At 54.9% G+C, this 26,457-nt stretch carries 27 protein-coding genes; 20 read left to right on the forward strand and 7 right to left on the reverse strand.

Annotated elements, in window-relative coordinates; translation table 11 throughout:
- Positions 1–18 precede the first annotated feature (18 nt).
- A complete protein-coding gene (locus PW844_RS11985; RefSeq protein WP_299451826.1) occupies positions 19–1,311 on the forward strand; it encodes an NtaA/DmoA family FMN-dependent monooxygenase in 1,293 nt (430 codons plus the stop codon).
- 64 nt (positions 1,312–1,375) lie between these two features.
- Here PW844_RS11985 and PW844_RS11990 read toward each other — a convergent pair whose 3' ends face one another.
- Positions 1,376–1,600, reverse strand: coding sequence for a hypothetical protein (locus PW844_RS11990; protein WP_299451828.1), 225 nt, complete (start codon positions 1,598–1,600; stop codon positions 1,376–1,378).
- Positions 1,600–1,887 (reverse strand): tlde1 domain-containing protein, encoded by a 288-nt coding sequence (locus tag PW844_RS11995; protein WP_367187757.1) that lies wholly within the window; start codon positions 1,885–1,887, stop codon positions 1,600–1,602. The genes PW844_RS11990 and PW844_RS11995 overlap by 1 nt, the downstream gene beginning before the upstream one ends.
- Between PW844_RS11995 and PW844_RS12000 the strand changes: the two genes are divergently transcribed.
- The 14 genes from PW844_RS12000 to PW844_RS12065 all read left to right on the forward strand — a co-directional run bounded on the left by PW844_RS12000 (position 1,844) and on the right by PW844_RS12065 (position 17,444).
- A complete protein-coding gene (locus PW844_RS12000; protein WP_299452054.1) occupies positions 1,844–1,978 on the forward strand; it encodes a hypothetical protein in 135 nt (44 codons plus the stop codon). The genes PW844_RS11995 and PW844_RS12000 overlap by 44 nt on opposite strands.
- Before the next feature lie 153 nt (positions 1,979–2,131).
- Positions 2,132–2,995: a LysR substrate-binding domain-containing protein gene (locus tag PW844_RS12005; RefSeq protein ID WP_299451829.1), complete on the forward strand. Its 864-nt coding sequence runs from the start codon at positions 2,132–2,134 to the stop codon at positions 2,993–2,995.
- A 231-nt stretch (positions 2,996–3,226) separates the two neighbouring features.
- Positions 3,227–4,390: an LLM class flavin-dependent oxidoreductase gene (locus PW844_RS12010; protein WP_299451831.1), complete on the forward strand. Its 1,164-nt coding sequence runs from the start codon at positions 3,227–3,229 to the stop codon at positions 4,388–4,390.
- Complete coding sequence (locus PW844_RS12015; RefSeq protein WP_299451833.1) at positions 4,387–5,382, forward strand: ABC transporter permease; 996 nt, start codon at positions 4,387–4,389, stop codon at positions 5,380–5,382. The genes PW844_RS12010 and PW844_RS12015 overlap by 4 nt, the downstream gene beginning before the upstream one ends.
- A complete protein-coding gene (locus PW844_RS12020) occupies positions 5,379–6,224 on the forward strand; it encodes an ABC transporter permease (protein WP_299451834.1) in 846 nt (281 codons plus the stop codon). Before PW844_RS12015 ends, PW844_RS12020 begins: the two co-directional genes overlap by 4 nt.
- Positions 6,224–7,012, forward strand: coding sequence for an ABC transporter ATP-binding protein (locus tag PW844_RS12025; RefSeq protein ID WP_299451836.1), 789 nt, complete (start codon positions 6,224–6,226; stop codon positions 7,010–7,012). Before PW844_RS12020 ends, PW844_RS12025 begins: the two co-directional genes overlap by 1 nt.
- Positions 7,009–8,004: an ABC transporter ATP-binding protein gene (locus PW844_RS12030; protein WP_299451837.1), complete on the forward strand. Its 996-nt coding sequence runs from the start codon at positions 7,009–7,011 to the stop codon at positions 8,002–8,004. The genes PW844_RS12025 and PW844_RS12030 overlap by 4 nt, the downstream gene beginning before the upstream one ends.
- Positions 8,001–9,224 carry an acyl-CoA dehydrogenase family protein gene (locus PW844_RS12035; RefSeq protein ID WP_299451838.1) on the forward strand — a complete coding sequence of 408 codons (1,224 nt, stop codon included), beginning with the start codon at positions 8,001–8,003 and terminating at the stop codon, positions 9,222–9,224. The genes PW844_RS12030 and PW844_RS12035 overlap by 4 nt, the downstream gene beginning before the upstream one ends.
- A gap of 20 nt (positions 9,225–9,244) precedes the next feature.
- Positions 9,245–10,897, forward strand: coding sequence for an ABC transporter substrate-binding protein (locus tag PW844_RS12040; protein ID WP_299451839.1), 1,653 nt, complete (start codon positions 9,245–9,247; stop codon positions 10,895–10,897).
- Between the two features lie 2 nt (positions 10,898–10,899).
- Positions 10,900–12,102 carry an acyl-CoA dehydrogenase family protein gene (locus tag PW844_RS12045; protein WP_299451841.1) on the forward strand — a complete coding sequence of 401 codons (1,203 nt, stop codon included), beginning with the start codon at positions 10,900–10,902 and terminating at the stop codon, positions 12,100–12,102.
- A gap of 20 nt (positions 12,103–12,122) precedes the next feature.
- Positions 12,123–13,685 carry a rhodanese-like domain-containing protein gene (locus PW844_RS12050; protein WP_299451843.1) on the forward strand — a complete coding sequence of 521 codons (1,563 nt, stop codon included), beginning with the start codon at positions 12,123–12,125 and terminating at the stop codon, positions 13,683–13,685.
- A gap of 255 nt (positions 13,686–13,940) precedes the next feature.
- Positions 13,941–14,450 carry a sugar dehydrogenase complex small subunit gene (locus tag PW844_RS12055; RefSeq protein ID WP_299451844.1) on the forward strand — a complete coding sequence of 170 codons (510 nt, stop codon included), beginning with the start codon at positions 13,941–13,943 and terminating at the stop codon, positions 14,448–14,450.
- 28 nt (positions 14,451–14,478) lie between these two features.
- Positions 14,479–16,083, forward strand: a complete 1,605-nt coding sequence (locus PW844_RS12060; RefSeq protein ID WP_299451846.1) for a GMC family oxidoreductase — start codon at positions 14,479–14,481, stop codon at positions 16,081–16,083.
- Between the two features lie 11 nt (positions 16,084–16,094).
- Positions 16,095–17,444: a cytochrome c gene (locus PW844_RS12065; RefSeq protein ID WP_299451847.1), complete on the forward strand. Its 1,350-nt coding sequence runs from the start codon at positions 16,095–16,097 to the stop codon at positions 17,442–17,444.
- A gap of 75 nt (positions 17,445–17,519) precedes the next feature.
- Here the strand turns inward: PW844_RS12065 and PW844_RS12070 are convergent, their stop codons facing one another.
- Both PW844_RS12070 and PW844_RS12075 read right to left on the reverse strand, forming a co-directional pair.
- The gene (locus PW844_RS12070; protein ID WP_299451849.1) at positions 17,520–18,044 is read right to left on the reverse strand and encodes a lipocalin family protein; all 525 of its coding nucleotides are present in this window, start codon (positions 18,042–18,044) and stop codon (positions 17,520–17,522) included.
- Positions 18,045–18,114: 70 nt separating this feature from the next.
- Positions 18,115–19,008 (reverse strand): LysR family transcriptional regulator, encoded by an 894-nt coding sequence (locus PW844_RS12075; RefSeq protein ID WP_299451851.1) that lies wholly within the window; start codon positions 19,006–19,008, stop codon positions 18,115–18,117.
- A 98-nt stretch (positions 19,009–19,106) separates the two neighbouring features.
- Between PW844_RS12075 and PW844_RS12080 the strand changes: the two genes are divergently transcribed.
- Positions 19,107–19,439 (forward strand): YciI family protein, encoded by a 333-nt coding sequence (locus PW844_RS12080; protein ID WP_299451853.1) that lies wholly within the window; start codon positions 19,107–19,109, stop codon positions 19,437–19,439.
- 18 nt (positions 19,440–19,457) lie between these two features.
- On the opposite strand, the gene PW844_RS12085 is transcribed toward PW844_RS12080, so the two are convergent.
- Positions 19,458–20,372, reverse strand: coding sequence for a LysR family transcriptional regulator (locus PW844_RS12085; RefSeq protein ID WP_299451855.1), 915 nt, complete (start codon positions 20,370–20,372; stop codon positions 19,458–19,460).
- 125 nt (positions 20,373–20,497) lie between these two features.
- Between PW844_RS12085 and PW844_RS12090 the strand changes: the two genes are divergently transcribed.
- The 4 genes from PW844_RS12090 to PW844_RS12105 all read left to right on the forward strand — a co-directional run bounded on the left by PW844_RS12090 (position 20,498) and on the right by PW844_RS12105 (position 24,942).
- The gene (locus PW844_RS12090; RefSeq protein WP_299451856.1) at positions 20,498–21,271 is read left to right on the forward strand and encodes an SDR family oxidoreductase; all 774 of its coding nucleotides are present in this window, start codon (positions 20,498–20,500) and stop codon (positions 21,269–21,271) included.
- A 338-nt stretch (positions 21,272–21,609) separates the two neighbouring features.
- On the forward strand, positions 21,610–23,229 hold the full coding sequence (locus tag PW844_RS12095; protein ID WP_299451858.1) for an inorganic phosphate transporter: 1,620 nt from the start codon (positions 21,610–21,612) through the stop codon (positions 23,227–23,229).
- Positions 23,230–23,256: 27 nt separating this feature from the next.
- Entirely contained in the window at positions 23,257–24,165 is a 909-nt protein-coding gene (gene ppk2 / locus PW844_RS12100) for a polyphosphate kinase 2 (RefSeq protein ID WP_299451859.1), read from the forward strand.
- Positions 24,166–24,411: 246 nt separating this feature from the next.
- Positions 24,412–24,942, forward strand: a complete 531-nt coding sequence (locus PW844_RS12105; protein ID WP_299451861.1) for a GNAT family N-acetyltransferase — start codon at positions 24,412–24,414, stop codon at positions 24,940–24,942.
- Positions 24,943–25,087: 145 nt separating this feature from the next.
- Here the strand turns inward: PW844_RS12105 and PW844_RS12110 are convergent, their stop codons facing one another.
- Both PW844_RS12110 and PW844_RS12115 read right to left on the reverse strand, forming a co-directional pair.
- Positions 25,088–25,303, reverse strand: coding sequence for a YdgH/BhsA/McbA-like domain containing protein (locus PW844_RS12110; RefSeq protein WP_299451863.1), 216 nt, complete (start codon positions 25,301–25,303; stop codon positions 25,088–25,090).
- A 158-nt stretch (positions 25,304–25,461) separates the two neighbouring features.
- Positions 25,462–26,448, reverse strand: a complete 987-nt coding sequence (locus PW844_RS12115) for an aldo/keto reductase (protein WP_299451864.1) — start codon at positions 26,446–26,448, stop codon at positions 25,462–25,464.
- Between the last annotated feature and the right edge of the window lie 9 nt (positions 26,449–26,457).

The following is a 26,457-nucleotide window of genomic DNA, read 5'->3' on the forward strand; positions in this document are numbered from 1 at the left end:
GGCTACAAGGAGAAAACCGTGTCACAACCTTATCGTAGAAAACTGAAGACGCTGGTGGGGGCCAGCAGCGTGATCACGGCAGGTAATGACAGCCAGCCAGGGATTGGCATTGCGCGCGCCATTGAACTGGCGAAAATAGCGGAACGTGAAAAAATCACCGGTCTGTTCACCGCCGATCTGTTACAGGCCGATCCTGCCGGGCTGGCGGGCAGTACCGGCAGCCAGGACCCGCTGATTGCGCTGGCGGCGCTGAGTCAGGCGACATCGCAGATTGGTTTAATTGCCACGGTCAGCACCAGCTGGCTGCATCCCTACAATCTGGCGCGCCAGATTGGCACGCTTGACCATGTGAGTGGCGGCCGTGCTGGCTGGAATGCGGTGACCTCATCGGTGGGTGAAGAAAACTTTGGTGAAAACCAGCTGCCGCCGCCGCAGGAACGCTATGCGCGCGCCACCGAATTTATCGAAGTGATGAACGCGCTGTATGACGCTAACGAACGCGAGGCTGTGCAACGGACTGCCAGCGGCGGGATACGTATCGATCCTGCCAGGCTGCATCCGATTGACTATCGTGGCGACTATTTTCAGGTCGCCGGGCCGCTTAACGTACCGCCATCCCCGCAGCGCCGTCCTGTGCAGTTTCAGGCGGGACAATCGGAAGCCGGGGTGACGCTGGGTGCCCATTATGCCGAGGTGATTTACACCTCTCAGCCGACCTTTGACGCCGCTCAGGCGTTTGTTGCGGATGTGCAGCAGCGCGCGCGGCGCTTTGGCCGGGAACACAATCCACCGCTGATCATGAACTCATTCCACGCCATCATTGGCGACAGCGAGGCGGATGTGGTACGCCGCCTGCGTGATAAGCACGAGCGTATCAATTATGAACAGGGACGCCTGCGTGTGGCGGATATGCTGGGGGGTGAGGTGGATCTGCGCGATTTGCCGCTGGATCGCCCGTTACCTGCGGCATTGATCCCGGAAGTGGCACAGGTGCAGCGTCGGCAGGGGCGTGCGGCCATTTTCCGCCAATACGCGCTGGAGGGATTGACCCTGCGCGAGCTGATCATCAAAGCTGAAGAAACCGGCCACTGGTTTGTTGCCGGAACGCCGGAGACGCTGGCGGATGCTATTGAACAACGTTATCAGGCCGGGGTGTTGGACGTGATCTCATTACACGGGCTGGGGCAGCCGGATCAGCAGGATTTGCTGTTAAACGGTTTGCTGCCGGAATTACGGCGACGCAGATTACTGGATACGGATTATCAGGGCAGCGACTTTCGCAGCAGCCTTGAACTGGCCCCGCTGCGGTAGTGGGTTGGCAGGATATGAAACCCGCGTAAGCGGGTTTTTTTACATCTGAAATCAGATTGCTGCCTCAGTGGATATGGCGGATCACCAGCCACGAGAACACAGCTGAAAGAACAATAGAAATGCCGACGTTGGCGTATATCATAAAGTCCAGCACGCTCTCATCACCAAAGATATGCAATGCGTTTGCCAGTGAATAGACAGCGTCAATGGGCATCAGAACAGCAATTGCCTTTGAGATAGCTACGCAACACACCATAAACACCAGGACAAACATAAAAATACGTTTCATCAGTAAACCTTAACTGTTCCATAGGCTTTCAGCTGGCTGCCGGGGATGTGAAGTGTGGGGCCTGAGCGTAAAAGCATGTCACGCAGGTAATCAAACTGAATAGGATACTGCAGCGTTATGCAGCCTTCACTCAAACCACGAGGACCAATTGGATGAAGCCGAAATCTGCCGCGCTGGACGCCCTGAACAAACATTAAACACGGGCTGATTGAAGACGCGCAGGAATTGCATGCCTTGGGGCTTATGAGCGATGAAGAATTACAAAATGTCACCACCTGCGTGAACATGCGCGAGCACCGCAAAAGTGTTGCTGCTGTGAAGAGTATGATAGCACTGGAAAGCAATGCTGTTCATGGTAGGGGGAAATACGATGAATGATCGTTTAAAGCGAATCCAGTCAATGGCTCAGCGCTATAACCGTCTGGGCGTGGTCAGTGATGAGGCTGTTGCTTCCCGTTGAAAGCGTTTCAAAGTGGGAGAGCGAAGAAAGCAAACCTAATCAGGCCGCTATCGGCAACCATAAGGGACGTTATGTCGGACGTAGAAAATCTTGATATCGAGCTGTTGCGCACCTTTATCGCGGTGGCCGATTCACATACTTTCAGCAAAGCAGGGATTCGTTTAGGTCGTACCCAGGGGGCGGTGAGTCAGCAGATGCAACGACTCGAAACCATGGTGGGAACGGCGTTGTTTGAAAAAGAGGGCCGGACCAAACGACTGACACAACATGGTCAGCAACTGCTGAGCTATGCTCGCGACCTGTTGTTGCTGAACGATGATGCATTGCGTTCACTGAAAGATAGTCGTTTCTCCGGCGTGCTCAGGATTGGTTCACCTCATGACGTCGCGGACACTCTGCTGCCGCCACTCCTCAGCCAGATCGCCCGCTGGGCACCGTCACTGAATATTGAGCTGGACGTTGGCCGCAGTCCCTTCCTGATGGAAGCGCTGCACCGGGGAGAAGTGGATATGACCATATCGACCCGTTTCGATCCGCAGCTGGAAGGGGTGTTACTGCGAACTTCGCCAACCGTCTGGATCTGTTCCGCGCAGTATCAGCATCGACCACATTCCCCTCTGCCGTTGATCCTGGCTGATTATCCCAGCATCTTTCGCCGGGTAGCGATAGAAGCGCTGGATGCGGCGCAGGTGCGCTGGTCCCCGGCCTACACTACCTCCAATCTACTGGGTATCAAGGCTGCGGTGAAAGCCCGGCTGGGGGTGACGGCGCGCAGTATTGAATTGCTCGACAGCGATATGCGTGTGCTGGGAGAAAGCGATGGCTTACCGCGCCTGCCGGATACGCAGTTTTATCTGTGGATCCGCCCCGGCACCAGTCAGACGCTGGTTAAACAGGCGTTTGAGTTAGTGGCGAGTGGCTTCAGGAATACCTGAACTTGTATTAGAGAGAGAGAAAAACCTATTAGGGTTCAGGATACTTTTCTGTTGGGGGCGGCCATCCGATTAAAAAATTAATTGATTATTTTCATATAGATAAAATTAAAATCGTGTCAGCGCATTTCCCTATTCCCTGGAAAAGCATAAACAAATACCCAATTCTCATTTCTTCCTGAATTAACGGCTCACTAGTATCGGCCCATCATTTCAACGATAACCGGGCCGACAATGACTTCGCGTTCACCAGGCATTCACGATACATCTCCGGCAGATATTGCGGGCAGTCCGCTGCATGCGGTGCTTCAGCAGCCTTTTTTGCTGGGGCTTTTTCTGCCGATTCAAAGTGGTGGCTGGAGTCCTTCGCAGCTGCCCCGTACCACCAACTGGAATTTCGATTACAACAAACAACTAACGCTCACTGCGGAAGCACAGGGCTTCGACCTGGTGTTCGGTCTGGCGGAGTGGAACCCGAAAGGGGGCTATGGCGGGCAGATTCGCTATCGCGAGCACAGCATCGACCCCTTTATGACCACGGCGGCATTGAGCGCGGTGACGTCACGCATTTTACTGATTTCCACACTGCATATTCTGTATGGCCCCTGGCACCCGCTGCACCTGGCGCGCTTTGGTGCATCACTTGATCTCATCTCAGGCGGACGCTGGGGGCTGAATATGGTAACCGGCAATCAGGACAGTTACGCCCGTATGTTCGGTGCACCACAGATTGAACATGACACGCGCTACCGCATGGCAGAAGAATTTGTCGATCTGCTGAAACGCTACTGGCTCGATGATCAACAGATCAATTTTCAGGGTGAGTTCTGGTCGAGTGAAGCGGGTTGGGTGGCAGCAAAACCCCGCTATGGCCGCCCTCTGCTGGTGAACGCCACGGGTTCGCAGGCCGGGATTGATTATGCTGCGCGACATTCCGACCTGGTGTTTATCACCAGTCCCGCAGGGGCTGAGATTGAGGCGGCGCTCGAGGCGCTGCCTGCGCACACCGCACGTATCCGGGCCGCGGCGGCGTTACAACAGCGTACGCTACGTACCTTAATCAACCCGATGATCATCTGCCGCCCGACAGAGCAGGAGGCGTGGGATTATTACCACGCCATCGTTGCAGCGCAGGATGTGGTTGCCGTGGACAACTTTTTCGCCTCGGCACAAAAACGCGACAGTCAGGCGTTTCTCGGACATCAGCGCGATCAGAAAATTGTCGGTGGCAATATTCAGCTGGTCGGCTCGCCAGAACAAATCGTGCAGTATCTGCTGCGTCTGCAACAGGCGGGGTGCGATGGGGTACAGCTGACGTTTTATGACTACGCACCCGACCTGGCTTACTTTGGCGAAGCGGTACTGCCACTGATGAAACAAGCGGGGCTGCGCCTGTGAAAATCTTCCGATTCAGGCTGCATCCGCTGCTGGCGCGGGTAGTACAGGCGCTGCCTGTGGCGCTTATGGTGGTCATCCTTAATTTTTTCCTGCTGAAAAGTGTACCTGGCGATCTGGCTGATGTGATTGCCGGAGAAGCGGGCGCGGCGACCCCGGAATTTATGGCGCAGCTGCGTGCGCAGTTTGGCAGCGATCAACCGCTGATGGTGCAGTTCTTCGCGTATCTGAAAAACATTCTCAGTGGAGATCTCGGCTGGTCATTCCGCTACAGCGAATCTGTTTCCCAGCTTATCGCCGAACGGCTTTCCTCCACGCTGCTGTTGATGGGCGTCGCCTTACTGATTGCGGTGACGCTCGGCACGTTGCTGGGGGTGATTGCTGCCGTGACCCGCAAGCCTGCCATAGAGCGTCTGATTGGTTTGATCGCTACCCTGGGATTTGCCATGCCGGTGTTCTGGCTTGGTCTGATGGTGGTGGTGGTGTTTACCGTCAGACTGGGCTGGTTGCCTTCCAGTGGCGACAGCACCATGGGTGCCGATTTTACCGGCCTGGCAAGGATCTGGGATGTGACACGCCATCTGCTGATGCCCGCAGGCTGTCTCGCCTTCAGTTATCTCGCCCTGTATATCCGCCTGATGCAGGAGTCCGTCCGTGGTGTGGCATTGCAGGATTTCATCCGCACGGCGCGCGCCAAAGGCTGTAGCCGCTTCCGTTTGATCTGGCGGCATATCATCCCCAACGCGTTGTTACCAGTGGTGACGCTGACCGGCTTGCAATTCGGTGCAATGTTAAGCGGCTCCGTCACCATTGAAACGGTGTTCGCCTGGCCGGGACTCGGCCAGCTGGCGCTCTCGGCGGTGTCAACGCGCGATGTGAATCTGTTGCTGGGGATTTTATTTGTCACGTCGCTGTTTGTGGTGGTGGTGAATCTGTTGACCGAACTGACGCATGCCGCGATCGATCCACGCAGCCGCAGTGGGGGGCATTTATGAGCACGCTCAGTCTGCTAAAACCCAGGGTTATGGCTCATCCGGCGGGCTGGTGTGGCGCGTTAGGTCTGCTGCTGGTGGTTGCCATTGCTTTGCTTGCGCCCTGGATAACCGGCAGTGACCCCACGGCGATGATTGCCCGCCCTTATCTGGCACCGGGTCAGAATGCGGCGCATCTGCTTGGCACCGATACCCTGGGTCGTGACATCTGGAGCGGCATTGCCTGGGGCGCTCGCCTCTCACTCTCGATTGGACTGGCTGCCGGATTGCTGACGGCCGTGCTGGGACTACTGATGGGTAGCTTCGCCGGTTTCTATGGTGGCTGGGTTGATAACCAGCTGATGCGCATCACCGAACTGTTTCAGATCATGCCTTCGCTGTTGTTTACCCTGGTGCTGGTACTGATCCTCGGCCCTACGGTATCAACCATCACCCTCGGCATCGCGGCGACGTCGTGGCCTAACGTGGCGCGCATTGCCAGGGGAGAAGCCCGTCGGTTGCGCCATCTCGATTTTGTGCAGGCCGGTAAAGTGATGGGAATGCGCGATAGTCACATCCTGCTGGTACATATCCTGCCCAACGTGTTGATCCCGGTAGTCGCGATGCTGGCGATGCTGGTCGGCCACGCCATTTTGACTGAAGCCGCGCTGGCGTTTCTCGGTATGGGGGATCCCAACGTCATCTCCTGGGGCAGCATGATCGGCCAGGGCCGAGACGTGTTGCGCAGTGCCGGATACATCTCTGCCATTCCTGGGATAGCGATTTTCTTTACCGTCGCGTCACTCAGCCTGCTGGGCCGGGCCATTAATGACGTGATCAATCCACAACGCGGGAGGCTGCAATAATGGCGCTGTTAGAGGTGGAAAATCTCACCATCAGTTATCGCGGTCAGGATCAGGCGGCCGTTAAGCAGCTGAGTTTCTCGATTGAAGCCGGGGAGACGCTGGCGCTGGTGGGGGAGTCAGGCAGCGGTAAAACCACCACGGGTTACGCATTGTTAGGCTTGCTGCCCGCAGAAGCACATATCACCGCGGACCGTCTGCAATTTGAAGGCCGGGATATCCGTCACCTCAGCGAGAGCGGCCTGTGTCAGTTACGTGGTGGGCGCATCGGTATGATTTTTCAGGATGCACTTTCCGCTTTAAACCCGTTGATGAAGGTGGGGGATCAAATCGCCGAGGCCGTCCGGCTGCATCAGCAGGTCGGGCGCAAAGAGGCCCGGCTCCATGCGCTGGCGCTGCTGCACAAAGTCCGCATACCGATGGCCGATCAGCGCTATGCCAGTTATCCCCATCAGCTCTCAGGTGGCATGCGTCAGCGCGTGGTGATCGCGATGGCGCTGGCGGGGAATCCAGCGCTACTGATTGCCGACGAACCCACTACCGCACTGGATGTCACCATTCAGGCGCAAATCATTCGTTTACTGGCTGCGATCCAGCAGGAAACCGGCACGGCCATTTTATTGATTACCCATGATTTAGGGGTGGTGGCGGAACTGGCTGACCGCGTCGCGGTACTGCGTTACGGGCAATGTCTGGAAACCCAGCCCGCCCAGCGGCTATATCAGCATCCGCAACATGCCTACACCCGACAACTGCTGAACGCACGTCCGCTGGCGGGAGGTCAGTTATGAACAACCGGTTATTGGATGTGCGTGAGTTGACGGTACGTTATGACACGGCCGGCAACAGTTTTACCGCGGTTGATGGCGTCAGCTTCCATATTGATCGCGGAGAAATCCTCGCGCTGATTGGTGAATCCGGCTGCGGCAAAACCTCTTTGGGTAAGGCACTGGTGGGCTTGCAGCGTGCGCAGGAAGGGGATATCCACTTTCGCGATACCAATCTGGCCGCGCTATCTTCCCGGCAATTGCGTCCGCTGCGCCGGGCAATCCAGATGGTGTTTCAGGACCCGTTGTCAGCCCTGGATCCGCGTCAGCGGGCGCAAAAAGCGGTGGATCTGCCGTTAAGTCTGCATAGCGGGTTATCGCGCCAGGCACGTCGTGAAAAAGCCGCACAGCTGTTCAACGATGTCGGGCTGGATAGCGCGCTGATGGATCGCTATCCGCATCAGCTGTCGGGAGGGCAACGTCAGCGCCTGAATATTGCCCGTGCACTGGCAGCGGAACCTGAACTGATCGTCTGCGATGAGCCGGTTTCAGCACTGGATGTCAGCCTGCAAAAACAGATTGTTGATCTTCTCCAGACCCTGCAACAGCGCACCGGCGTTGCCATCCTGTTTATCAGCCATGATTTATCGGTGGTTGAACGCATCGCTTCGCGTATCGCGGTGATGTATGCCGGACAGATTGTCGAGGTTTTGCCGAAGGCGAAGATGTGGAGTCACGCTGCCCATCCCTATACCCGTCTGTTACTGAGCACCATTCCCGGCACCAGTCCGGACCAGCGCCGATTGCGTCAGGCTCCTCCCGACGAGGAATCGCCAGTCAATCCGTATGCCCTGAGCCAGGGCTGCCGTTTTCAGCAACGCTGCCCCAATGTGCAGGCGGATTGCCGTGAACGCACGCCTGCGCTGAGCGGGCAGGGCCAAGGCCATTATGTTGCCTGCCATCATCCTTATGTCCCAGCCGGGCAGACTTTAATCATCAGGAGAGCCGTATCATGACTGCTGCCAATGTAGAGATTCCCGTAACGATAGTGGGCAGCGATGCGCTGCTGGCGGCAACGCATGAACTTTCGTCACGGCTGGCGCAGCAGGCGGCGGCCCGTGATGCCGGACGTACGCTGCCTTTTGACGTATTTGCGGAGATCCGGCAACTGCGCCTCGGTGCGCTGCGTGTCCCGACATCGGCTGGCGGTGCGGGAGGCAGCTGGCGCGACGTGGCACAGCAATATCTGACTCTCGCTCGCGGTGATGCCAGTGTCGCGCAGGCCTTTCTCGGTCATGTGGTTTTCGTCGAGCGTCTGCGTCTGATGGGAACGGCTGCACAGCAGCAACAATATCTTCCCCTTGCGGCAGCGGGTTATCTGTTCAGCGGCGCAGCGGCTGAACGGGGTGGTCAGTTCCGGGGAGAATTACAAACCCGGTTAACCGCAGAAGGCGATCATTTCCGGCTCAGCGGCCTGAAGCATTACAGCACCGGCGCACTGTTCGGTGACTGGCTGAAAATCCGCTGCCTTAACGATCAAAACCAGCTGGTTTCCGCCATCGTACCCGCCAATCGCCCCGGCATTATTCGGCATGATGACTGGAACGGCATGGGGCAGCGCTGCACCGCAAGTGGCACCACGGAACTCAACCACGTCTGGGTGGCGGCGGCAGAAGTGCTGATGATGGAACCCTGGCGTCACCAGCGCCATCACGCTGGCGCCACCGCGCAAATTATTCACTGCGCCATTGATAGCGGCATAGCCCTGGCGGCACTGGATGATGCGCTCGATTTTGCCCGTCAGCATGTGCGGCCGGTGAAAGAAAGTGGCGTGAGCAAAGGGAATGAAGATCCCTATCTGCTGCATACCGTGGGTGAGATGTCTGCCCACTGCCGCGCGGCGGAAGCGCTGGTACTGAGCGCGGCAGACCAGCTGGAAGCGGCCGCGAGCGCCCGATTCAGTCAGCAGAACATTGAGGTTTGCGAGCATCTGGCAGCGCAGGCCTCATTGGCGGTGGCGGAAGCAAAAACCGTCTCAACGCGGGCTTCACTGGCGGTGTCGCAATGGTTGTTCGATATCGGCGGTGCCTCGGCTACGGTGCGCACGCGCAATCTTGATCGTCACTGGCGTAACGCCCGTACCCACACCACGCATGACCCACTGGCTTACAAATACCGCACGCTGGGGGATTTCTACGTTAATGGCGAATTACCGCCGCTGACTTTTTCTTATTAACTTTTATCAGGGGTTTTTGCATGAAATCTGCGGATTCGTTGCATCTTAGTCGCCGTCGTCTGCTGGAGATGATGGCTATCAGTGGCGGTGCACTGGCGGCATCCGGCTTCCTGCCATCTGCGATAGCCGCCCAGGTTGCCAGCCAGTCAGCCGGTGACGGGGTGATTAAAGGTGGCACGCTGTTTGCCAACGTAACGCCTGAACCGGCGGGACTGGTGGCGGGGATCAACATCTCCAGCCCGGCGGTGGTGGTCTCTTCCAGCATCTTTGATGGACTGGTGACCTATGACAAAGATTATCAGCCGCAGCCGCAACTGGCAGAGTCGTGGGAGCAGTCGGAGGACGGTAAATCGATCACCTTCCATCTGCGAAAAGGGGTGAAGTGGCATGATGGTCATCCCTTTACCTCAGCAGATGTGGAATGGTCGATTCTGAATGTGGTGAAGAAAACCCACCCGCGTGGTGCATCCAACTTTGCCAAAGTGACCTCCGTTGAGACGCCCGACGATCATACCGTGATCCTGCGTCTTACCGGTCCGGCACCGGTTATCTGGTCGGTACTTTTTGGTACGGAAACCCAGATTGTGCCGAAACACCTTTATGAAGGCACCAACCCGCTGACCAATCCGTGGAATGTGAAACCCATCGGCACCGGGGCCTTTAAATTTAAAGAGTGGGTGCGCGGCAGCCATATTGTACTGGAACGCAATGAGGATTACTGGGATAGCGGGAAACCCAACCTCGATCGCATCATCTTTAAAATGTTGCCGGACGCGGGTGCGCGCAGCGTGGCACTGGAGAGTAATGAAATCCAGTTTGCTGCCAACAACCCGGTGGCGGAAAGCGATGTTGCCCGCCTGGCTGCCAACCCCAATCTGGTGCTGGATACCGTGGGCTGGCAGGTTCCGGCCCCGATATTCTTTTTTGACTTCAACTTCCGGCGTAAAACCTTCCAGGATATTCGGGTGCGTCAGGCTTTTGCCCATGCTATCGACCGCAAAGGGCTGGCGGACATTGTCTGGTACGGGCTGGCCGATGTGGCGGAAAGCTGCGTGCCCAGCTTCCAGAAACAGTTCTTCAAACCCAGCTTACCGCAGCATGAGTTTTCACCCGAGAAGGCCGAAAAACTGCTGGATGACGCGGGCCTGAAGCGCGGGCCGGATGGCGTGCGCCTGCGCATCAACCATATTACTGAGGTCTCCTACGGTCAGGTCTATCTGCGTGCGGCGGAATATATGCAGCAGCAGCTCAAGAAGGTCGGGATTGAGATGGAGCTGATCAATCTTGAACTGGCGGCCATGATCCGTCGTCTGTTCAGTGATTATGATTTCGATACCGTCTCGCAATGGTATTCCGCCTATCCCGACCCGCAGATAGGTGTAACGCGGCGTTTCTGGAGCAAAAACATCAAACCCGGCACGCCTTCCAGTAATGATTCCGGCTACAGCAATCCCGAGATGGATCGCATCATCGAAGGCATTCAGCAGGAAGGGGATGTGGAGAAACGTAAGCAATACATCTGGCAGATGCAGGAGCTGGTGCAGACCGATGTTGCCTCCATCAACCTGCTGGAACTGAAGTTCTTTGGTTTTTACTCGAAGAAACTACAGGGATTGCGCAAAGGCCCGATGCTGTTCTACTCGACGCTGGCCGATGCCTGGCTGGAGAAATAATCATGAGCACACCCTGTCTGGAACCCGAGTTCTTACTCACACGGGCCAAAGCGCTTGGTGAGCAGCTGGCCGCCGAAGCTGCCGAGTATGATCGGCTCGGCCAAGCTAACTTTTCTGCTTTTGAGCGCATCAGTCATCTGCAACTGGGTGCCTTACGCGTCCCACGGGAGTATGGAGGTGCAGGTGGAACGATGCCGGATTTAGCCCGGCTGGTGGCTACACTAGCTCAGGGCGACTCTTCTGTCGCCCAGGCGATGCTACCCCATTTTGTCTTTGTGGAACGCACCCGCCTGATGGCAACCCCGGCGCAATGCGATCATTTTCTGTCGCGGGTGGCGCAGGGAACCCTGGTGGGCGGAGCCTCAGCGGAACTGGGTGGGCAATATCGCGGCGAAGTGCGTACCCGTTTACGCCGTAACGGAGACGCTTATGTGCTGTCCGGGGAGAAGCATTACAGCACCGGCGCACTGATGGGGCAGCTGCTGAAGGTGCTGGCGCTGGATGATAATGATCAGTCGGTGCTGGTGGTTATTCCCTCTGACCGCGCCGGGGTGGTGCGTCATGATGACTGGTCAGGCATGGGGCAGCGCGGCACGCTCAGCGGCCGCACCGAATTGCATCAGGTGCGGGTGGATGAACAGGAGGTCATGCGCGTACATCCGTGGCAGCAGCAGCGGCACCATACCGGATCGGCGTCGCAGATTATCCATTGCGCTATCGAAGTCGGCATTGCTCAGGCCGCGCTGATCGATGCGGCTGGCTGGGCGCGCAGTAAAGTGCGGGCGGTGCGGGAAAGTGGGCAACCGCAGGGCAATAAAGATCCTTACCTGCTGCATAAAGTGGGTGAAATTGCCGCGCGCACCCATAGCGCAGAAGCGCTGGTATTGTGGGCGGCAGAGCAGGTGGAGCGTGCTGCCGTGGCGCGTTTTTCCGGTGCCACAGCAGAGGAAATGGAACAGCTCGCCATTGATGCGGCGGTGATCACCGCAGAGGCCAAGGCGATTGCCACCGAAGCGGCATTGTTTGCCTGCCAGACCATGTTTGATGTTGGTGGGGCATCGATGACGTTGCGCCAGCATGGTTTTGATCGCCACTGGCGCAATGCGCGCACCCACACCACACACGATCCCATCGCCTGGAAATATCGGGCAATCGGCGATTATCGCGTTAATCACCGCCCACCTCCGATTAGCTACCTCTACTGATTGAAGAACAAGGACTGAAAATGAGCGCTGAAATTAATGTCGCCCAGCTGGAGATCTGGCTGGGAGACGGGCAGGAACTGGCTATTTTTGACGTAAGGGAACATGGTGAATATGGGCTGGGACATCTGTTTTTTGCCGTACCATTGCCTTATAGCCGCCTGGAACTGGATGTCACGAGGCTCGCTCCCAGCTACCGTGCCAGAATTGTAGTGTACGACGATGGATATAGCCGGGTTGCGGCAGCAGCGGTGCGCCGTTTGACGGCCCTGGGGTATCAGCAGGTTTATTTGCTGGCCGGGGGAACTCAGGCCTGGTCAGCCGCTGGATACGCCCTGTTTGAAGGGGTAAACCTGCCCTCGAAAACATTTGGTGAGCAGGTGGAAGCGATACGCCACACGCCCGCCATCTCGGCCCTGGCGTTGCATCAGCATCTTCAACGCCAGGAGCCACTATTGATTGTGGATGGACGCCCGTTTAGCGAGTACCAGAAAATGAGTATTCCGGGCAGCATCTGTTGCCCTAACGGTGAGCTGAGTGTGCGCATCAATGGCCTGCTGGCGGATGAGAGCACACCGATTGTCGTGAACTGCGCCGGAAGAACACGCAGCATTATTGGCGCACAAACCTTGATCGATCTCGGCATTAAAAACCCGGTGTATGCGCTGGAGAACGGTACCCAAGGCTGGATGCTGGCGGATTATCCTCTTGAGCATGGACAGACCCGCCGTTATGCCGATGACACTGCAATAAATCCGGATCGCAGGAGCCACGCCAGCGCGCTGGCAGAAGCGGCGGGTGCAAGCTGGGTTTCACCTGAACAGGTGAAAAGCTGGATAGCGGCACAGGACAGCGTCTATTTACTGGACGTGCGTACGGAAACGGAGTTCCTGGACGGGACATTACCTGGTGCACAACATGCGCCTGGCGGCCAGTTGCAGCAGGCCACCGATCAGTATGTCGGCGTGCGTAATGCCCGACTGGTACTGCTCGACACGGAGAATGTGCGCGCGCCAGTGACCGCGTATTGGTTACAGCAGATGGGGCACAAAGCGTATATCCTGCAGGGTGGCATTGAGGCCGGATTGCGTGAGCAGATCCAGCTCGACCTGAACCCGTCTGTTGCCCCGGTGCTGGCGCGCATTAGTGTGAAACAGTTACGGGAATGGCAGAGATCGCGCCCGTTGCGAATCTGGGATATTCGCAGCAGCCAGGATTATCGCAACGGACACATTCCCGGCAGCGTCTGGATCAGCCGCCCACATAGGATTGATGCCGATGTCAGCGATGTGGTGATCATCAGTGATGATCCACAGCAGGCCGCCTGGCTGGCAGTGGAGGGTCATCCGCTGGGATGGCTTGAGGGTGGCGTTGCTACCTGGCTGGAGGCGGGAGGGGAGGTTGATGTCACGCCAGATTCCCCGCCCGATGCAGAACGTATCGATTACCTCTTTTTCACCCACGACAGACACCAGGGAAATAAAGCGGCGGCGCGCCAGTATCTGGCGTGGGAGCAGGGATTATGGCAGCGCCTGCATCCCTCTGAGAAAAAAGCGCTGAACCCGTTAGCAGTGAAAAAATGGTGATAAGGCCAGCACAAGCGCTGGCTTTGCCAATCGCCTGCCAACCCTGTTGTACAAACACATGCTGTTACCATTCATGAAACAATGATAACCATTAGTGTTAATGGTTATCATTTTTCTGCGGTTTTGTGATCCATGTTAAATTTTATCACCCTATAATGATTGAGGTATTAAAAGATCTTTAGCGTAAATGGCAGGCGTTACCTGGCATTGATGGCTATTGAGTCATAACAACAAATCATAATTGGCAGGAAATTTATGTTTGAGCAATCAGGTCGTGTCTCGCGCAGGCGTTTGTTGCAAGGCATGGGGGTACTGGCTGCGGCTGCGGTTATCCCAGTGTTTCCCTCTTATGCAAGCGCTTCCCCGGATGATGATTTCACCAAAATCTCCACGCTTCTGACCGGAAAAGCGCAACTCCCGGAAAATTTCACCCGGGTTCTCCTCTCCGCTTTCTCCAGAATCGACAGTAACTTCAGCAGTAAAGTCAGCAAACTTCAGCAGTGGATTGAACAGCAGTCTCTGAATGCCAGCGAGATCAGCAGCAAGCTGGCAGCGGACTCTTCCATGGCCGATGTCGCGCATCTTCCCGCCGACATTCTGACGGGCTGGTATCTGGGCATTGTCGGCAAAGGCGATCAGGCCATCTGCGTGGCTTATGTCGAAGCCTTCGCGAATCAGGTTGTTGCCGACGTACTCAGGCCACCGACCTACGCCTATGGCGCGTATGGCAGCTGGGCTGCAAAACCACCGTTAACCATCGGTTAAATCCATCTACTGAGAATAAGTCACTGACATGTCTGAAACTATTACTACTGATGTTGTTGTCATCGGTTCCGGTGTGGTGGGCGCATTAACCGCTCGTAAGCTGGCGCTGGCCGGACGCAAAGTGTTGATGCTGGAAGCGGGTCCACGTATTCAGCGCGATACCATCGTCAGCAATTTTCGCCACTCGGCACGTAAAGACGATTTTATTGCCCCCTATCCCAACTCAAAAATCGCCCCCTTTCCGGATTACAAACCGGAAGATAACGGTTACCTCGATCAGACCGGTCCACAGGCCTACAAACCTGAATATCTGCGCGTGGTGGGCGGTACCAGCTGGCACTGGGCAGCACAGGCATGGCGCCTGGTTCCCGCCGATTTCCGGCTGAAAACCCAGTACGGGGTCGGGCGTGACTGGCCGATCAGCTATGACGACCTGGAACCTTATTATTATGAGGCCGAGCTGCTGTGGGGCGTGTCCGGTCCGGACGAAATGGCAAAATATTCGCCGCGCAAACAGCCCTTTCCAATGCCTGGGGTGAAAAAATCTTATCTGGAACAACGCGTCACGGATCGTCTGGCACCAAAGTATGAAGTGCTGACCAACACCACCGGACGCAATTCGCTGCCTTATGATGGACGTCCTCAGTGCTGCGGCAATAACAACTGCATGCCTATCTGCCCGATTGATGCTCAGTATCACGGCGGTATCGCCGCCGATGCCGCGGAAAAAGCGGGCGTTCAGCTGCTTCCCCAAGCGGTGGTGTATAAGCTGGAGCAGAACGGTCATGGCAAAATAACCGCCGTACATTATTACGACTGGAATAAGCAATCGCATCGGGTGGAAGCCGAGATCGTGGTGCTGGCCGCCAACGCGATCGAATCATCCAAAATTCTGTTCCTCTCCGCCGATGCGAAAAACCCGCATGGTCTGTGCAATAACTATGACCAGGTGGGACGCAACCTGATGGATCACCCTTCCAATTCGGCAACCTTTTATGTCGATGAGCCACTGTGGCCGGGTCGTGGCCCGATGAGCCCGTCTTCTATTCAGCAGTTGCGTGACGGTGCTTTCCGTTCTGAATCTGCCGCGTTCCGTATCGATATTTCCAACTCATCACGGGTTGCTGGTGTCACTGCTGGCGCGATCAAAGAGGGCCTTACCGGGCAGGCGCTGGATGATGCTATCCGTTTCCGTGCTTCTCACGAGTTGAGTATTAAAAACGTTCTTGAACAGCTGCCCGATCCGAATAACCGCACCATGCTGAGCACCTCGAAAAAGGATGCGCTGGGTCTGCCGACGCCGTCGTTCTCCTACTCATTTGATAGTTATGTTGAGAAAGGGATGCAGCACTCTCTGGCGGTGTATGCCGATATTGCCAGGATGCTGGGTGCCACTGATGTGCGTTACTCCACGCCGGGGGTTTACAGTAATAACCAGCATATTACCGGCACGCTGGCGATGGGTTTCGATGAGAAAACCTCAGTGACTGATCATCACGGTAAAGCCTGGGAATACGACAACCTGTATATGGTCTCGACCGGGGTGATGCCGACGGTCGCGACCGCCAACTCCACCCTGACAGCATGCGCGCTTGGCTTACGTACCGCCGACGCCATTCTGGGCAAAATTTAAGGAGAGCCACCATGAAAAAATCGCTTTCTTTAAGCCTGACCGGACTGGCTCTGGCACTGTCACTCAGCGCATCGGCTCATGCCGATGATGATTCCTCAGCCGCGTTAATCGCCAAAGGCCAGTACCTGGCGACCGCCGGAGACTGTGGTGCCTGCCATACCGCGCCTGCGGGTAAACCGTTCGCCGGTGGATTGTCACTACAGACTCCGCTGGGCAGCATTTACAGCACCAACATCACCCCTTCTAAAACCGCCGGTATTGGCGATTACAGCCTGAGTGATTTTGAAAAGGCGGTGCGACACGGTGTAGGTAAGGACGGGGCTAATCTCTATCCGGCCATGCCGTATACCTCGTATGCAAAGATTACCGACGAGGATATGAAGGCGCTGTACGCGTACTTTATGCATGGCGTGCAGCCGGTTGATGACAAAGGGCCGCAGACTGACCTGCCATTCCCGTTCAATATCCGTCTGTCGATGGCGGGCTGGAATCTGCTGTTTGCCGACAGTAAACCGTTCACGCCAGATAGCAGTAAATCTGCTGAATGGAACCGTGGGGCTTATCTGGTAGAAGGGCTGGCTCACTGTTCAACCTGCCACACCCCACGTAATGTGCTGATGGCTGAGCAGTCAGATAAGTCGCTGGCGGGTGCCTCACTGGGGACATGGTTTGCGCCGAATATCACCTCTGATGTGCATGCGGGGATTGGTAGCTGGTCTGACAAAGCGCTGATTTCTTATCTCTCAACCGGTAATTCCGGTGAAGGTTCGCAGGCGGGCGGTCCGATGCTGGAGGCGATTAACAAGAGCTTCAGTCATTTGTCATCGGCGGATCTTAGCGCTATCGCGACCTATCTGCGCGATGTACCGGCCCAGCAAATCAATCCTACCTCTGATAAAGCGCAGCTTCCTCCGGCAAAACCGATGAGTGAATTCGATCTGATGTCAGGTCATGCATCAGAAGGGGCCACGCTGTACAACAACCATTGTGCCACCTGTCACCAGCTGTCAGGGGAAGGGCGTAACGGTTTGCCAGCGCTTTATGGCAACGCGGTGTTCCGCCGTCCGGTGGCGGATAACGCCGTGATGGCGGTTCTGGATGGTCTGGTGCCGGACAAGGGCCAGGCAATGCCTGCCTTCTCTCGTCAGATGGATGACAAGCAGGTTGCGACTCTGGTGAACTACCTGTTCCAGAACTTTGGCGACGCTAAGGTACAGACGACAGAGGAGCGGGTGAAGGAACTGCGTGCGGGTGGCAAACCGTCATCGCTGCTGGCCGTGGCCAAAGGCGGCATGATTGCTGGTGGCGTGATTGTATTGCTGGCCTTGTTGCTACTGATGCGCAGAAAACAACGCAAATAGTTGTAGCGCGTTGACTGTCCTGTCTGGTGTGGTTTGCCAGGCAGGACGGACTCAACTTTCTGATGAATAAGGATTTTACTGCTTCACCCATAACAGTTGATCAACCCGAAAGCCCAGTTTTCGCGCCGTGTTAACGTAATCCTGTTTCACTGCATCCGGGATGGTGGGGGTTCTGGAGAGGATCCACAGATAATCACGGTTGGGGCCACTCACCAGCGCGTACTGGTAATTCTCATCCAGTCTGATCACGTTATAACCGCCATAAAACGGTCCAAAGAATGAAACTTTGAGGGCGGCGGTGGCCGGATCACCGATAAAGTAAGCTTTGCCCTCACTTTCCTGCCATTTTTGCGTCTGTGGATTGTAACCCCGGTTGAGTACGCTGATTCCGTCATCGCTGCGCTTACCATAGGTGGCGGTGACGCGTTCAAGCCCACGTTCGAAGCGATTTTCGAGACGGGCTATCTCGTACCATTTTCCCAGATAACGACTGGCGTCAAAACCGGTGACGGGCGTTACCCCTTTCGGCGGTGTGGGCGATTTGCAGGCAACCAGGCTCAGCGCGATAGCAACACCGGTCACAACATGCCATAGCTTCATAAGAACTCCTTTCATTAGCACTGTTGGGAGTAAAGTGTAGTGCAAACATTCTGTCCTTCAGCCAGATCAATCAGTTAAAAAACTCACACAACTCATCAATGAAAACCTGATAACGGGTTTCGCTGGCGCGGGAAGGGTCATACAGCAGATGCATCGCCCGCTCGGGAATTTTATAGTCCGCCAAAAGTGTGACGAGCTGCCCCTGTTTAATCGGTTGCTCAAGCCCCCTTTCATAACCAATCAGCACGCCCGTTCCCTGGATTGCCGCTTCCAGAATGGCACCCCAGTCGTTAATGGTCAGGCGGGAGTTGATTGTCACACCAGTGAGTCCCTCCGTGCTGAGGAATGGCCATTGATGGGTGAGTCCCGCAGGCCAGGGGGAAAAGCCCAGACACTCGTGATGGTGCAGATCGGAGGGATGCTGTGGCCAGCCATGTTTTGCCAGGTATTGAGGCGCGGCACAGGCAATCAGCCGCCAGGCGGGTAACGGTTTTGCCGCAAAGCGAAGGTTTTTATCCAGATCACCGATACGGATAACCATATCAAAACTCTCCGCTGCCGGATTGATAACTTCGTCGGACAACGTAAGTTCAATGCTCATTTGCGGATAACGCTGGAGAAACTGGCTGAGAAAATTCACTAAGGCATAGCGGCCGAACGTGACCGGGGCGTTGAGTCGCAGCGTGCCCGAAGGGACGTCGGTGGTACCGCTGGCCTCATGCTCGGCGTCTTCAATCGCCTTCAGGATAGCCTCGCATCGCCTGAAATACTGGCAACCCGCAGGCGTCAGGCTTTGCCTGCGTGTCGTCCGGTTCAGCAGGCGGGTCGCCAGCTGCTGTTCCAGCGCGGCGATATGGCGTGCCACCATCTGTGGCGACATGCTGAGTTTGTCTGCGGCGGCGACGAAAGATCCGGTTTGGACCGCAGCGACAAAGGTCCGCATACCGGTAAGTTTATCAAGCATTAACAACCCCTGGTTGTTTCAGAACGCAATGATGGTCTGTTTTAAATACTGTCAGTGCTCATTATGCTGGTTTTTTCCTAATCAACATATCGGAGGTAATGATGGGTATCTATGTGGTCAGAATGGATCATCCGGATGGCACGGAGTGGAATGCCTTTGTTCGTGAACATGTGGTTTATCTGAAGGTATTGATCAATCAGGGGAAACTGCTGGCTTCCGGACCTCTGAAGAACACCCCGTTACGGGCAGGTTTTCTGGTTTTCCAGGCAGACACGCTGGATGAGGTTCAGGCGATGGTCAATACGGACCCGTTTGCGCGTGAAGATCTTATCGCGCATCTGGATATTCAGAAGTGGGATCCGCTGTTCGGCGAGTTGAATAGATTTTCCAGCCGTACCACTGCCAGTGAACTGCAGGATTTGGTTGACTGAAAAAGGTAAGGAGAGACCTTACTGCGCAGGCAGCAGGCTCATCTTTTCCTGCAACAGCGGAGTCAGCCAGTCGGTGAATAAGCGTAAAGGGCGGGAAAGGTGTCGCCGATGAGGGTACAGAATGCTTACAGGCAGCGGACCTGGTCGGAAATCGGTCATTACCTGGCGCAGTGCCCCCGCCGCCAGCAGGTCACTGACGTCATACTCAGGGATTTGAATGATACCCAGACCCGCAACGCAGGCGGCAATATAGGCTTCAGCGCTGTTCACGGTGAGCTGGCTGTTAACGTCGGCATTGAGGATCTCTCCTTCCTGCACCCATTCCCAGCGCTCCCGGCGACCAGTGGTGGGTGAGGCATACCCTACAGCTGCATAGCGGTTGAGTTCACCAGGTGAGGTCAACTCACCAGAACCCGCCATATATGCCTCAGACGCGACGTTAATGATGCTCAGATAGCCTATGCAACGCGATACCATACCGGAGTCATTCAGCCTGCCGACGCGAACTGCACAATCTATGCCTTCTTCAGCAAGATTTACACTTCTGTCGGTGACGCCAAGCTCAATCTGGATACCCGGGTGGCGGGTAAAAAAATCCTTCAGGGCGGGAATAATAATGCGGCTGCCAACCCGCCCGGGCACATCGACGCGGATCTTCCCGGTCACCTCTTTGCTGGTCTGCTTGAAAAGATTCTCCGTCTCTTCCATATCCTGAACCACCACCTGGCAGCGTGCGTAGAAAGCAGTGCCGTCATGCGTCAGCGAGACGGTGCGCGTGGTGCGGTGGAACAGGCGCGTACCCAGCCGGGATTCCAGCTCACGGATCGCCGCCGAAATGGTGGATGCGGGGCGATTGAGCGTTTCCGCTGCCCGAATAAAGCTGCCGTTTTCCGCCACCCGGAGAAATATCTTAAACAGATCAACCGTATCCATAGGCCCTGATTGTTCGTGAATTATGCACAGTGCATGCAGATTATCAGTATTTATCTATTTTTCATTCACATTAAGCTGTTGATTACGGGATTTGCCCGCAAAACCACTGCATCAGGAGCTGAATCATGAGTGACCATGCCATCAGAGGAAAAACTGTCCTTATCGCCGGAGGGGCGAAAAATCTCGGGGGATTGATTGCCCGTGATTTTGCCCGGCAGGGGGCCCGCGCTGTTGCCATTCACTATAACAGTGCCGCTACGCAACAGGGTGCCGAAGCCACGGTGAACGCCATTCAGGCCTCCGGGGTAGAGGCCTGCGCCTTTCAGGCGGATTTGACCTCAGCCGCTGCGATGGAGAAACTGTTCACCGATGTTGTGGCTGCAGTGGGTCGGCCTGACATTGCCATCAACACCGTGGGTAAAGTGCTGAAGAAGCCGATGGCAGACATCACGGAAGAAGAGTTTGATGATATGAGTGCGGTTAACGCGAAGACTGCGTTCTTCTTTCTGAAGGAAGCCGGTAAGCATGTCAAGGATAATGGAAAGATCTGTACCCTGGTGACATCGCTGCTGGGAGCTTACACGCCGTTCTATGCTGCATATGCGGGGATGAAGGCCCCGGTGGAGCACTTCACGCGTGCTGCCTCGAAAGAACTGGGTGAACGTGGTATATCGGTCACTGCGATCGGCCCCGGCCCGATGGATACGCCGTTCTTTTATCCGGCAGAGGGCGCGGAGGCGGTGGCTTACCACAAAACTGCCGCTGCACTTTCCCCCTTCAGCAAAACCGGCCTGACAGATATTGAAGACATCGTGCCATGGGTACGTTTTCTGGTCAGTGATGGCTGGTGGATGACCGGACAGACCATCCTGGTCAATGGCGGATATACGACGAAATAAGCACCAGAAGGGCCTCTTAAATTAACGAGGCCCTGATTTGATGGCGTTATAAAGATAATTATTACCTATGGTAAATGTTAACATTGGTTATCATTATCCGGGGTTTTGTGACAGGTTTATGACAATTCTCTAACTCAAATACGAAATTGAGATTTTTTCATTTTCAATTCAATTCATTGTTTATTAATGAATTAATGATGAATTCACGATTTTTCCTACTTTTCTATGTGACGATTTTTTGACAGTTCTGTCATAAAACTTTCATAAATTTTCTATATGGTGGTCACACAAATCGTTGTGCTTTTGCTGCTTTAGCGATCTATAGGAAATTTTCACTAATGAGCGATTACGTTACGCCTCAGGCTTTGAGTGTTACCGCGACTCCGTTATCCACCTCCGAAGAAGTGAATCAGGGAAACAGTAAAAAACCGTTATTTCTTTTTGGCGCTTTAATCATTGCTGGTCTTATTTTCACTGGAACTCAATTCCTTGGCGATATTCAGCAAACCGGGCTGACATTTAGCAGCTATCTGCCCATCGTTCTTTTAGGTATTGCGCTGCTGGCCGCGCTGGGCTTTGAGTTCGTCAATGGCTTTCACGATACCGCCAACGCGGTCGCCACTGTCATTTATACCCGTTCGCTATCGCCCACTGTTGCAGTGGTGTGGTCCGGCATCTTTAACTTTCTCGGTGTCCTGTGCTCAACCGGGGCGGTCGCCTTTGGCATCATTTCTCTTTTGCCGGTGGAATTAATTATTCAGGGGGGCAGCAGTGAAAGTTTTGTCATGATTTATGCGCTGTTGTTCTCTGCCATCATCTGGAATCTGGCGACATGGTGGCTCGGGTTGCCTGCGTCCTCTTCCCATACGCTGATTGGCTCGATTATTGGTGTCGGTATTGCCAATGCGGTGATGCATGGCCGTAGCGCAATGAGCGGAGTGAACTGGGGCCAGGCGTTAAATATCGGTAACGCGCTTATCCTTTCGCCGATCGTAGGCTTTGTCTGTGCGGCTCTGCTGTTGATGCTGATGAAGCGGTTGGTGAAAAAACCAGAACTGTTTCAGACGGCGAAAGAGAAGGGCGCTCCGCCATTATGGATCCGTGGTCTGATGGTGCTGACCTGTACTGGTGTCTCTTTTGCCCATGGTTCGAATGACGGGCAGAAGGGGATGGGACTGATGATGCTGATTCTGGTTGCTGCGCTGCCGGTGACCTATTCCCTTAACCGTGCCCTCCCGCAGTCTGAAGTTCCGCATATGATTGCGCTGGCAGACAGCAGCAAAACTCAGCTGTTACAGCAAACGTCGGTTGCCCTCTCTGCACCCGCGGCGGATGTGCTGACCACCTATCTGCGTACGGGTGAAAGCAATGCCATGGTGCCAGCCGCGCTGGCGCAGACCACGGGACGAATTGGGGACACGCTGAGCCACTATGGTTCGTTGCAAACCATTCCTGCTGAACAGATGCCTGCTGTGCGCGATGATATGTATCTTGCCGCGCAGACCATCAAACATCTGACAACCGATAAGACGCTGACCTTACCGGCTACCACGCACCAGACTCTTCAGGCACTGGAGAAAGCACTGAATGCGGCCACGCAGTTTATCCCGACCTGGGTCAAAGTGGCCGTGGCGCTGGCGCTCGGGCTGGGCACCATGGTGGGCTGGCGTCGCATTGTCGCTACTCTGGGAGAGAAAATTGGCAAAAGCCACCTTAACTACGCGCAGGGCGTCAGTGCTCAACTGGTCGCAATGGGCACCATCGGGGCGGCTGATGCCTTTGGTTTGCCGGTGTCCACCACACATGTGCTCTCCTCAGGCATTGCAGGCACCATGGCGGCTAACAAAAGCGGCCTGCAGCTGGGGACGATTCGCAACATGGTGCTGGCCTGGGTATTAACGCTGCCTGCTGCTGCACTGCTCTCCGCTGCTCTCTACTGGATGATGGTCTCACTGTAACGCTCGCTTCGACAGGGATATAAGACGATGTCTGCACATGAAATTGATTACAACAATAAATCTGATGCGCGTTTTTTGCAGGAGTTCTTTGACAGTTACGATGAAGCGCTTGAGCTGGAACTGGAGGATCTGGATCCGGCAGCACGGCCTGACCCGCATGAAATGGCCTGGCGCCGCCGTTACTTTGGCGAGCTTCTGCATCTGCAGGGTGAATTAGTCAAGCTGCAAAACTGGGTGGTCCGCACGGGCCATCGTCTGGTGGTGATTTTTGAAGGCCGCGATGCGGCCGGTAAAGGGGGCGTCATCAAGCGCATCATGCAGCGACTGAACCCCCGCTATTGTCGGGTGGCCGCGCTGCCTGCACCCAGCGAGCGTGAACGTTCGCAGTGGTATTTCCAGCGTTATGTGTCACATCTGCCTGCGGCGGGGGAGATCGTGCTGTTTGACCGCAGCTGGTACAACCGCGCTGGCGTGGAAAAAGTGATGGGATTTTGTAGCGACGAGGAGTACGAAGAGTTTTTTCATAGCGCCCCGGAGTTTGAACGGTTACTGGTCCGCAGCGGCATTCAGATCGTGAAGTACTGGATTTCAATCACCGATGAAGAACAGGAGACGCGTTTCCTGAGCCGTATCCATGATCCATTAAAACAGTGGAAGCTAAGTCCTATGGATCTGGAGAGCCGCCGCCGCTGGGAGGACTACACCGCAGCCAAAGAAATCATGCTGGAACGGACCAACATTGAGGAAGCCCGCTGGTGGATCGTGCAGGGCGTGGATAAGAAAAAAGCCCGCCTCAACTGTATTTCCCATCTGTTGCAGCAGGTGCCTTACGAGGCTGAAGAAGGTACTCCAATTACCTTACCCTCGCGCATTCATCATGCTGATTATGCCCGGCACCCCGTTCCGGAGAGTATGCTGGTACCAGACTGTTATTAAATGCGTAGCCAGCTGGTCGGGAAATGATCACCTCTCCGCCAGCTGGCATCCTGCGCGGCATTATCTTTGTTATCCACAGGGTGTTGAGCCGGATATGCACCTTAACTGTGGATAACTGAGTCAGACATCCACTTAATATTCCACTCGATTTTTACCGCAAGAGTAATCAAGATGATTGAGGTCTCCCTGTGGCTGCAAACTCGCTCAGCCACAGGTCTCACCGCATAAAAAAACTAAGGAAGAAGAATGTTTTGGGAATCAGAGCGGTTACTGTACAGGCACTCAACTCCTGCCGATCTCGATGATTTGTTCAGAATATATGGTGACCCGGAAACGCATAAATTTAATCCCCGGGGACCTCATCCTGATATTGAATATTCACGTCATGCGCTGGAACGTACTTTGAATATCTACAGAGAGCACGGCTTCGGTGACTGGACGATATTTGAAAAGTCCAGTCCCGACAAAATTATCGGTTTTGGCGGTGTCTTCGTCAGCCAGTTTGATGGTCGCCAGACGAACAATCTGGGTTACCGCTTTGCCCCCGACGCCTGGGGAAAAGGGTATGCGACCGAGCTTTCCTTAAGAGCGCTGCGCTATGGGTTTGAAGAAGTCGGTCTGGAAGAAATTGTGGGTGTCGTTCGTGAGCACCACCTTGCCTCACGCAGGGTGCTGGAGAAAGCGGGACTGACATTTCTCAAAAAGGTCTGCGATTTTGATGGGTTGCCACCAAGCCTGATGTTTAACATCACCCGTGATCAATGGCACGGAGAGTAATGGTATTGCTGTTCCTCTCCTTTACAGCTTTTCTGGCTGCACCCGGAAATAGAACAGGCGTCACAGTTATTGCGCATGTATGAACCATAAAAAAGGGGCCGCCCCTGTGGCGACCCCTTCTGGTACTGCTAAGTAACATGAACTGTTATTTGTACAGTTCAGCAGTCATATGCACGAAGTTATTGTTGCTGGCTTCAGTAATTTTATAATGTGCGCCCTGTTGTGCTGCCTGAGCAGCGATTTGCGCTTCAGCACCATCCAGAGTTAAGTCAGAAGCAGTGACGCTCTGAGCGAAGCTACCGAATGACATCAGAGAAAGAGTGGCGACAGCGGCGATGGACATTGCTTTGATAGTTTTCATGGTCATTTCCTTAGTTTGTTTGGGTGGGAGACTGTGTGCCTCCGATGGGGATAATGATAACCATGGTTACTATTGCAATATTATCAATAAATGCTGAAATTGTTAACATGCTAACTATCACGGCAATAGGTGCTGCCAGTTGAAACCACCTTATTTTATTACCATGCGTAGGCTTCAGGTGCTTGTCCACCCGGACCCGGCCAGATTTCATCAAGGCAACGCAGCGTGTCTTCAGATAAAGAAATATCTAATGCCCGTAATGATTGGGTGAGCTGATCCGGTATTCTGGGGCCAACAATGGGTGCGGTAACTGCGGAATTATGCAAGAGCCAGGCGAGAGCCACATCTGACGGACGTTCGCCGAGATCATTGCAGAGCGTTTCCCAGGCTTCCAGTTGCTCGCGAAAACGCGCAATTTTTTTCTCCATAGCCGGAGATGCCCTGCGGCCTTCGCGTGTCTTCTGCAATACACCACCGAGTAATCCGCCGCCCAGAGGACTCCACGGAATCAGGCCCAGGCCAAAATGGCGAATGGCAGGGATCACTTCAAGTTCGATGCTTCTTTGCGTCAGGTTATACAGGCTTTGTTCTGATGACAGGCCGAGGACATGACGTGAGATGGCTGAGCATTGCGCTGTGGCAATATTCCAGCCTGCGAAGTTGCTGCTGCCCACATAAGTAATCTTACCTTCGCGGATCAGTTGCTCCATCGCCTGCCATATTTCTTCCCAGGGCGTAGACCGGTCAATATGGTGCATTTGGTACAGATCGATGTGGTCTGTTTTCAGACGCCTCAGACTTTCATCACAGGCACGGCGTATATGATAAGCCGAAAGGTATTTATCGTTGGGTCCGGTTTCCATCGGCTGATAGACTTTAGTCGCCAGTACAATCCGGTTTCGTTTACCACTTCGGGCAAGCCAGCGGCCAATAATCTCTTCAGATAAACCATAACCTTTGGCCATGTCCGGAGATTGTGGACCGCCATAAACATCGGCAGAATCGAAAAAGTTAATTCCAGCGTCGATCGCGGCATCCATAATATTGAAACTGGTTTGTTCATCAGTTGTATCGCCAAAATTCATGGTGCCGAGACAAAGGCGGCTGACTTTCAGTCCGGCACGGCCGAGATGGGTATATTGCATATAAAATTT

The organism is Pantoea sp. (assembly GCF_028283705.1).
Classification (GTDB): domain Bacteria; phylum Pseudomonadota; class Gammaproteobacteria; order Enterobacterales; family Enterobacteriaceae; genus Pantoea.

Excerpts from the sequence above, each read along its gene's own strand:
- PW844_RS11990 (WP_299451828.1), bottom strand. The coding sequence starts at position 1,600 with ATGAAACGTATTTTTATGTTTGTCCTGGTGTTTATGGTGTGTTGCGTA.
- PW844_RS12000 (WP_299452054.1), top strand. The coding sequence starts at position 1,844 with ATGAGCGATGAAGAATTACAAAATGTCACCACCTGCGTGAACATGCGC.
- PW844_RS11995 (WP_367187757.1), bottom strand. The coding sequence starts at position 1,887 with ATGTTCACGCAGGTGGTGACATTTTGTAATTCTTCATCGCTCATAAGC.
- PW844_RS12005 (WP_299451829.1), top strand. The coding sequence starts at position 2,132 with ATGTCGGACGTAGAAAATCTTGATATCGAGCTGTTGCGCACCTTTATC.
- PW844_RS12010 (WP_299451831.1), top strand. The coding sequence starts at position 3,227 with ATGACTTCGCGTTCACCAGGCATTCACGATACATCTCCGGCAGATATT.
- PW844_RS12020 (WP_299451834.1), top strand. The coding sequence starts at position 5,379 with ATGAGCACGCTCAGTCTGCTAAAACCCAGGGTTATGGCTCATCCGGCG.
- PW844_RS12025 (WP_299451836.1), top strand. The coding sequence starts at position 6,224 with ATGGCGCTGTTAGAGGTGGAAAATCTCACCATCAGTTATCGCGGTCAG.
- PW844_RS12030 (WP_299451837.1), top strand. The coding sequence starts at position 7,009 with ATGAACAACCGGTTATTGGATGTGCGTGAGTTGACGGTACGTTATGAC.
- PW844_RS12035 (WP_299451838.1), top strand. The coding sequence starts at position 8,001 with ATGACTGCTGCCAATGTAGAGATTCCCGTAACGATAGTGGGCAGCGAT.
- PW844_RS12040 (WP_299451839.1), top strand. The coding sequence starts at position 9,245 with ATGAAATCTGCGGATTCGTTGCATCTTAGTCGCCGTCGTCTGCTGGAG.
- PW844_RS12045 (WP_299451841.1), top strand. The coding sequence starts at position 10,900 with ATGAGCACACCCTGTCTGGAACCCGAGTTCTTACTCACACGGGCCAAA.
- PW844_RS12050 (WP_299451843.1), top strand. The coding sequence starts at position 12,123 with ATGAGCGCTGAAATTAATGTCGCCCAGCTGGAGATCTGGCTGGGAGAC.
- PW844_RS12055 (WP_299451844.1), top strand. The coding sequence starts at position 13,941 with ATGTTTGAGCAATCAGGTCGTGTCTCGCGCAGGCGTTTGTTGCAAGGC.
- PW844_RS12060 (WP_299451846.1), top strand. The coding sequence starts at position 14,479 with ATGTCTGAAACTATTACTACTGATGTTGTTGTCATCGGTTCCGGTGTG.
- PW844_RS12065 (WP_299451847.1), top strand. The coding sequence starts at position 16,095 with ATGAAAAAATCGCTTTCTTTAAGCCTGACCGGACTGGCTCTGGCACTG.
- PW844_RS12070 (WP_299451849.1), bottom strand. The coding sequence starts at position 18,044 with ATGAAGCTATGGCATGTTGTGACCGGTGTTGCTATCGCGCTGAGCCTG.
- PW844_RS12075 (WP_299451851.1), bottom strand. The coding sequence starts at position 19,008 with ATGCTTGATAAACTTACCGGTATGCGGACCTTTGTCGCTGCGGTCCAA.
- PW844_RS12080 (WP_299451853.1), top strand. The coding sequence starts at position 19,107 with ATGATGGGTATCTATGTGGTCAGAATGGATCATCCGGATGGCACGGAG.
- PW844_RS12085 (WP_299451855.1), bottom strand. The coding sequence starts at position 20,372 with ATGGATACGGTTGATCTGTTTAAGATATTTCTCCGGGTGGCGGAAAAC.
- PW844_RS12090 (WP_299451856.1), top strand. The coding sequence starts at position 20,498 with ATGAGTGACCATGCCATCAGAGGAAAAACTGTCCTTATCGCCGGAGGG.
- PW844_RS12095 (WP_299451858.1), top strand. The coding sequence starts at position 21,610 with ATGAGCGATTACGTTACGCCTCAGGCTTTGAGTGTTACCGCGACTCCG.
- ppk2 (WP_299451859.1), top strand. The coding sequence starts at position 23,257 with ATGTCTGCACATGAAATTGATTACAACAATAAATCTGATGCGCGTTTT.
- PW844_RS12105 (WP_299451861.1), top strand. The coding sequence starts at position 24,412 with ATGTTTTGGGAATCAGAGCGGTTACTGTACAGGCACTCAACTCCTGCC.
- PW844_RS12110 (WP_299451863.1), bottom strand. The coding sequence starts at position 25,303 with ATGAAAACTATCAAAGCAATGTCCATCGCCGCTGTCGCCACTCTTTCT.
- PW844_RS12115 (WP_299451864.1), bottom strand. The coding sequence starts at position 26,448 with ATGCAATATACCCATCTCGGCCGTGCCGGACTGAAAGTCAGCCGCCTT.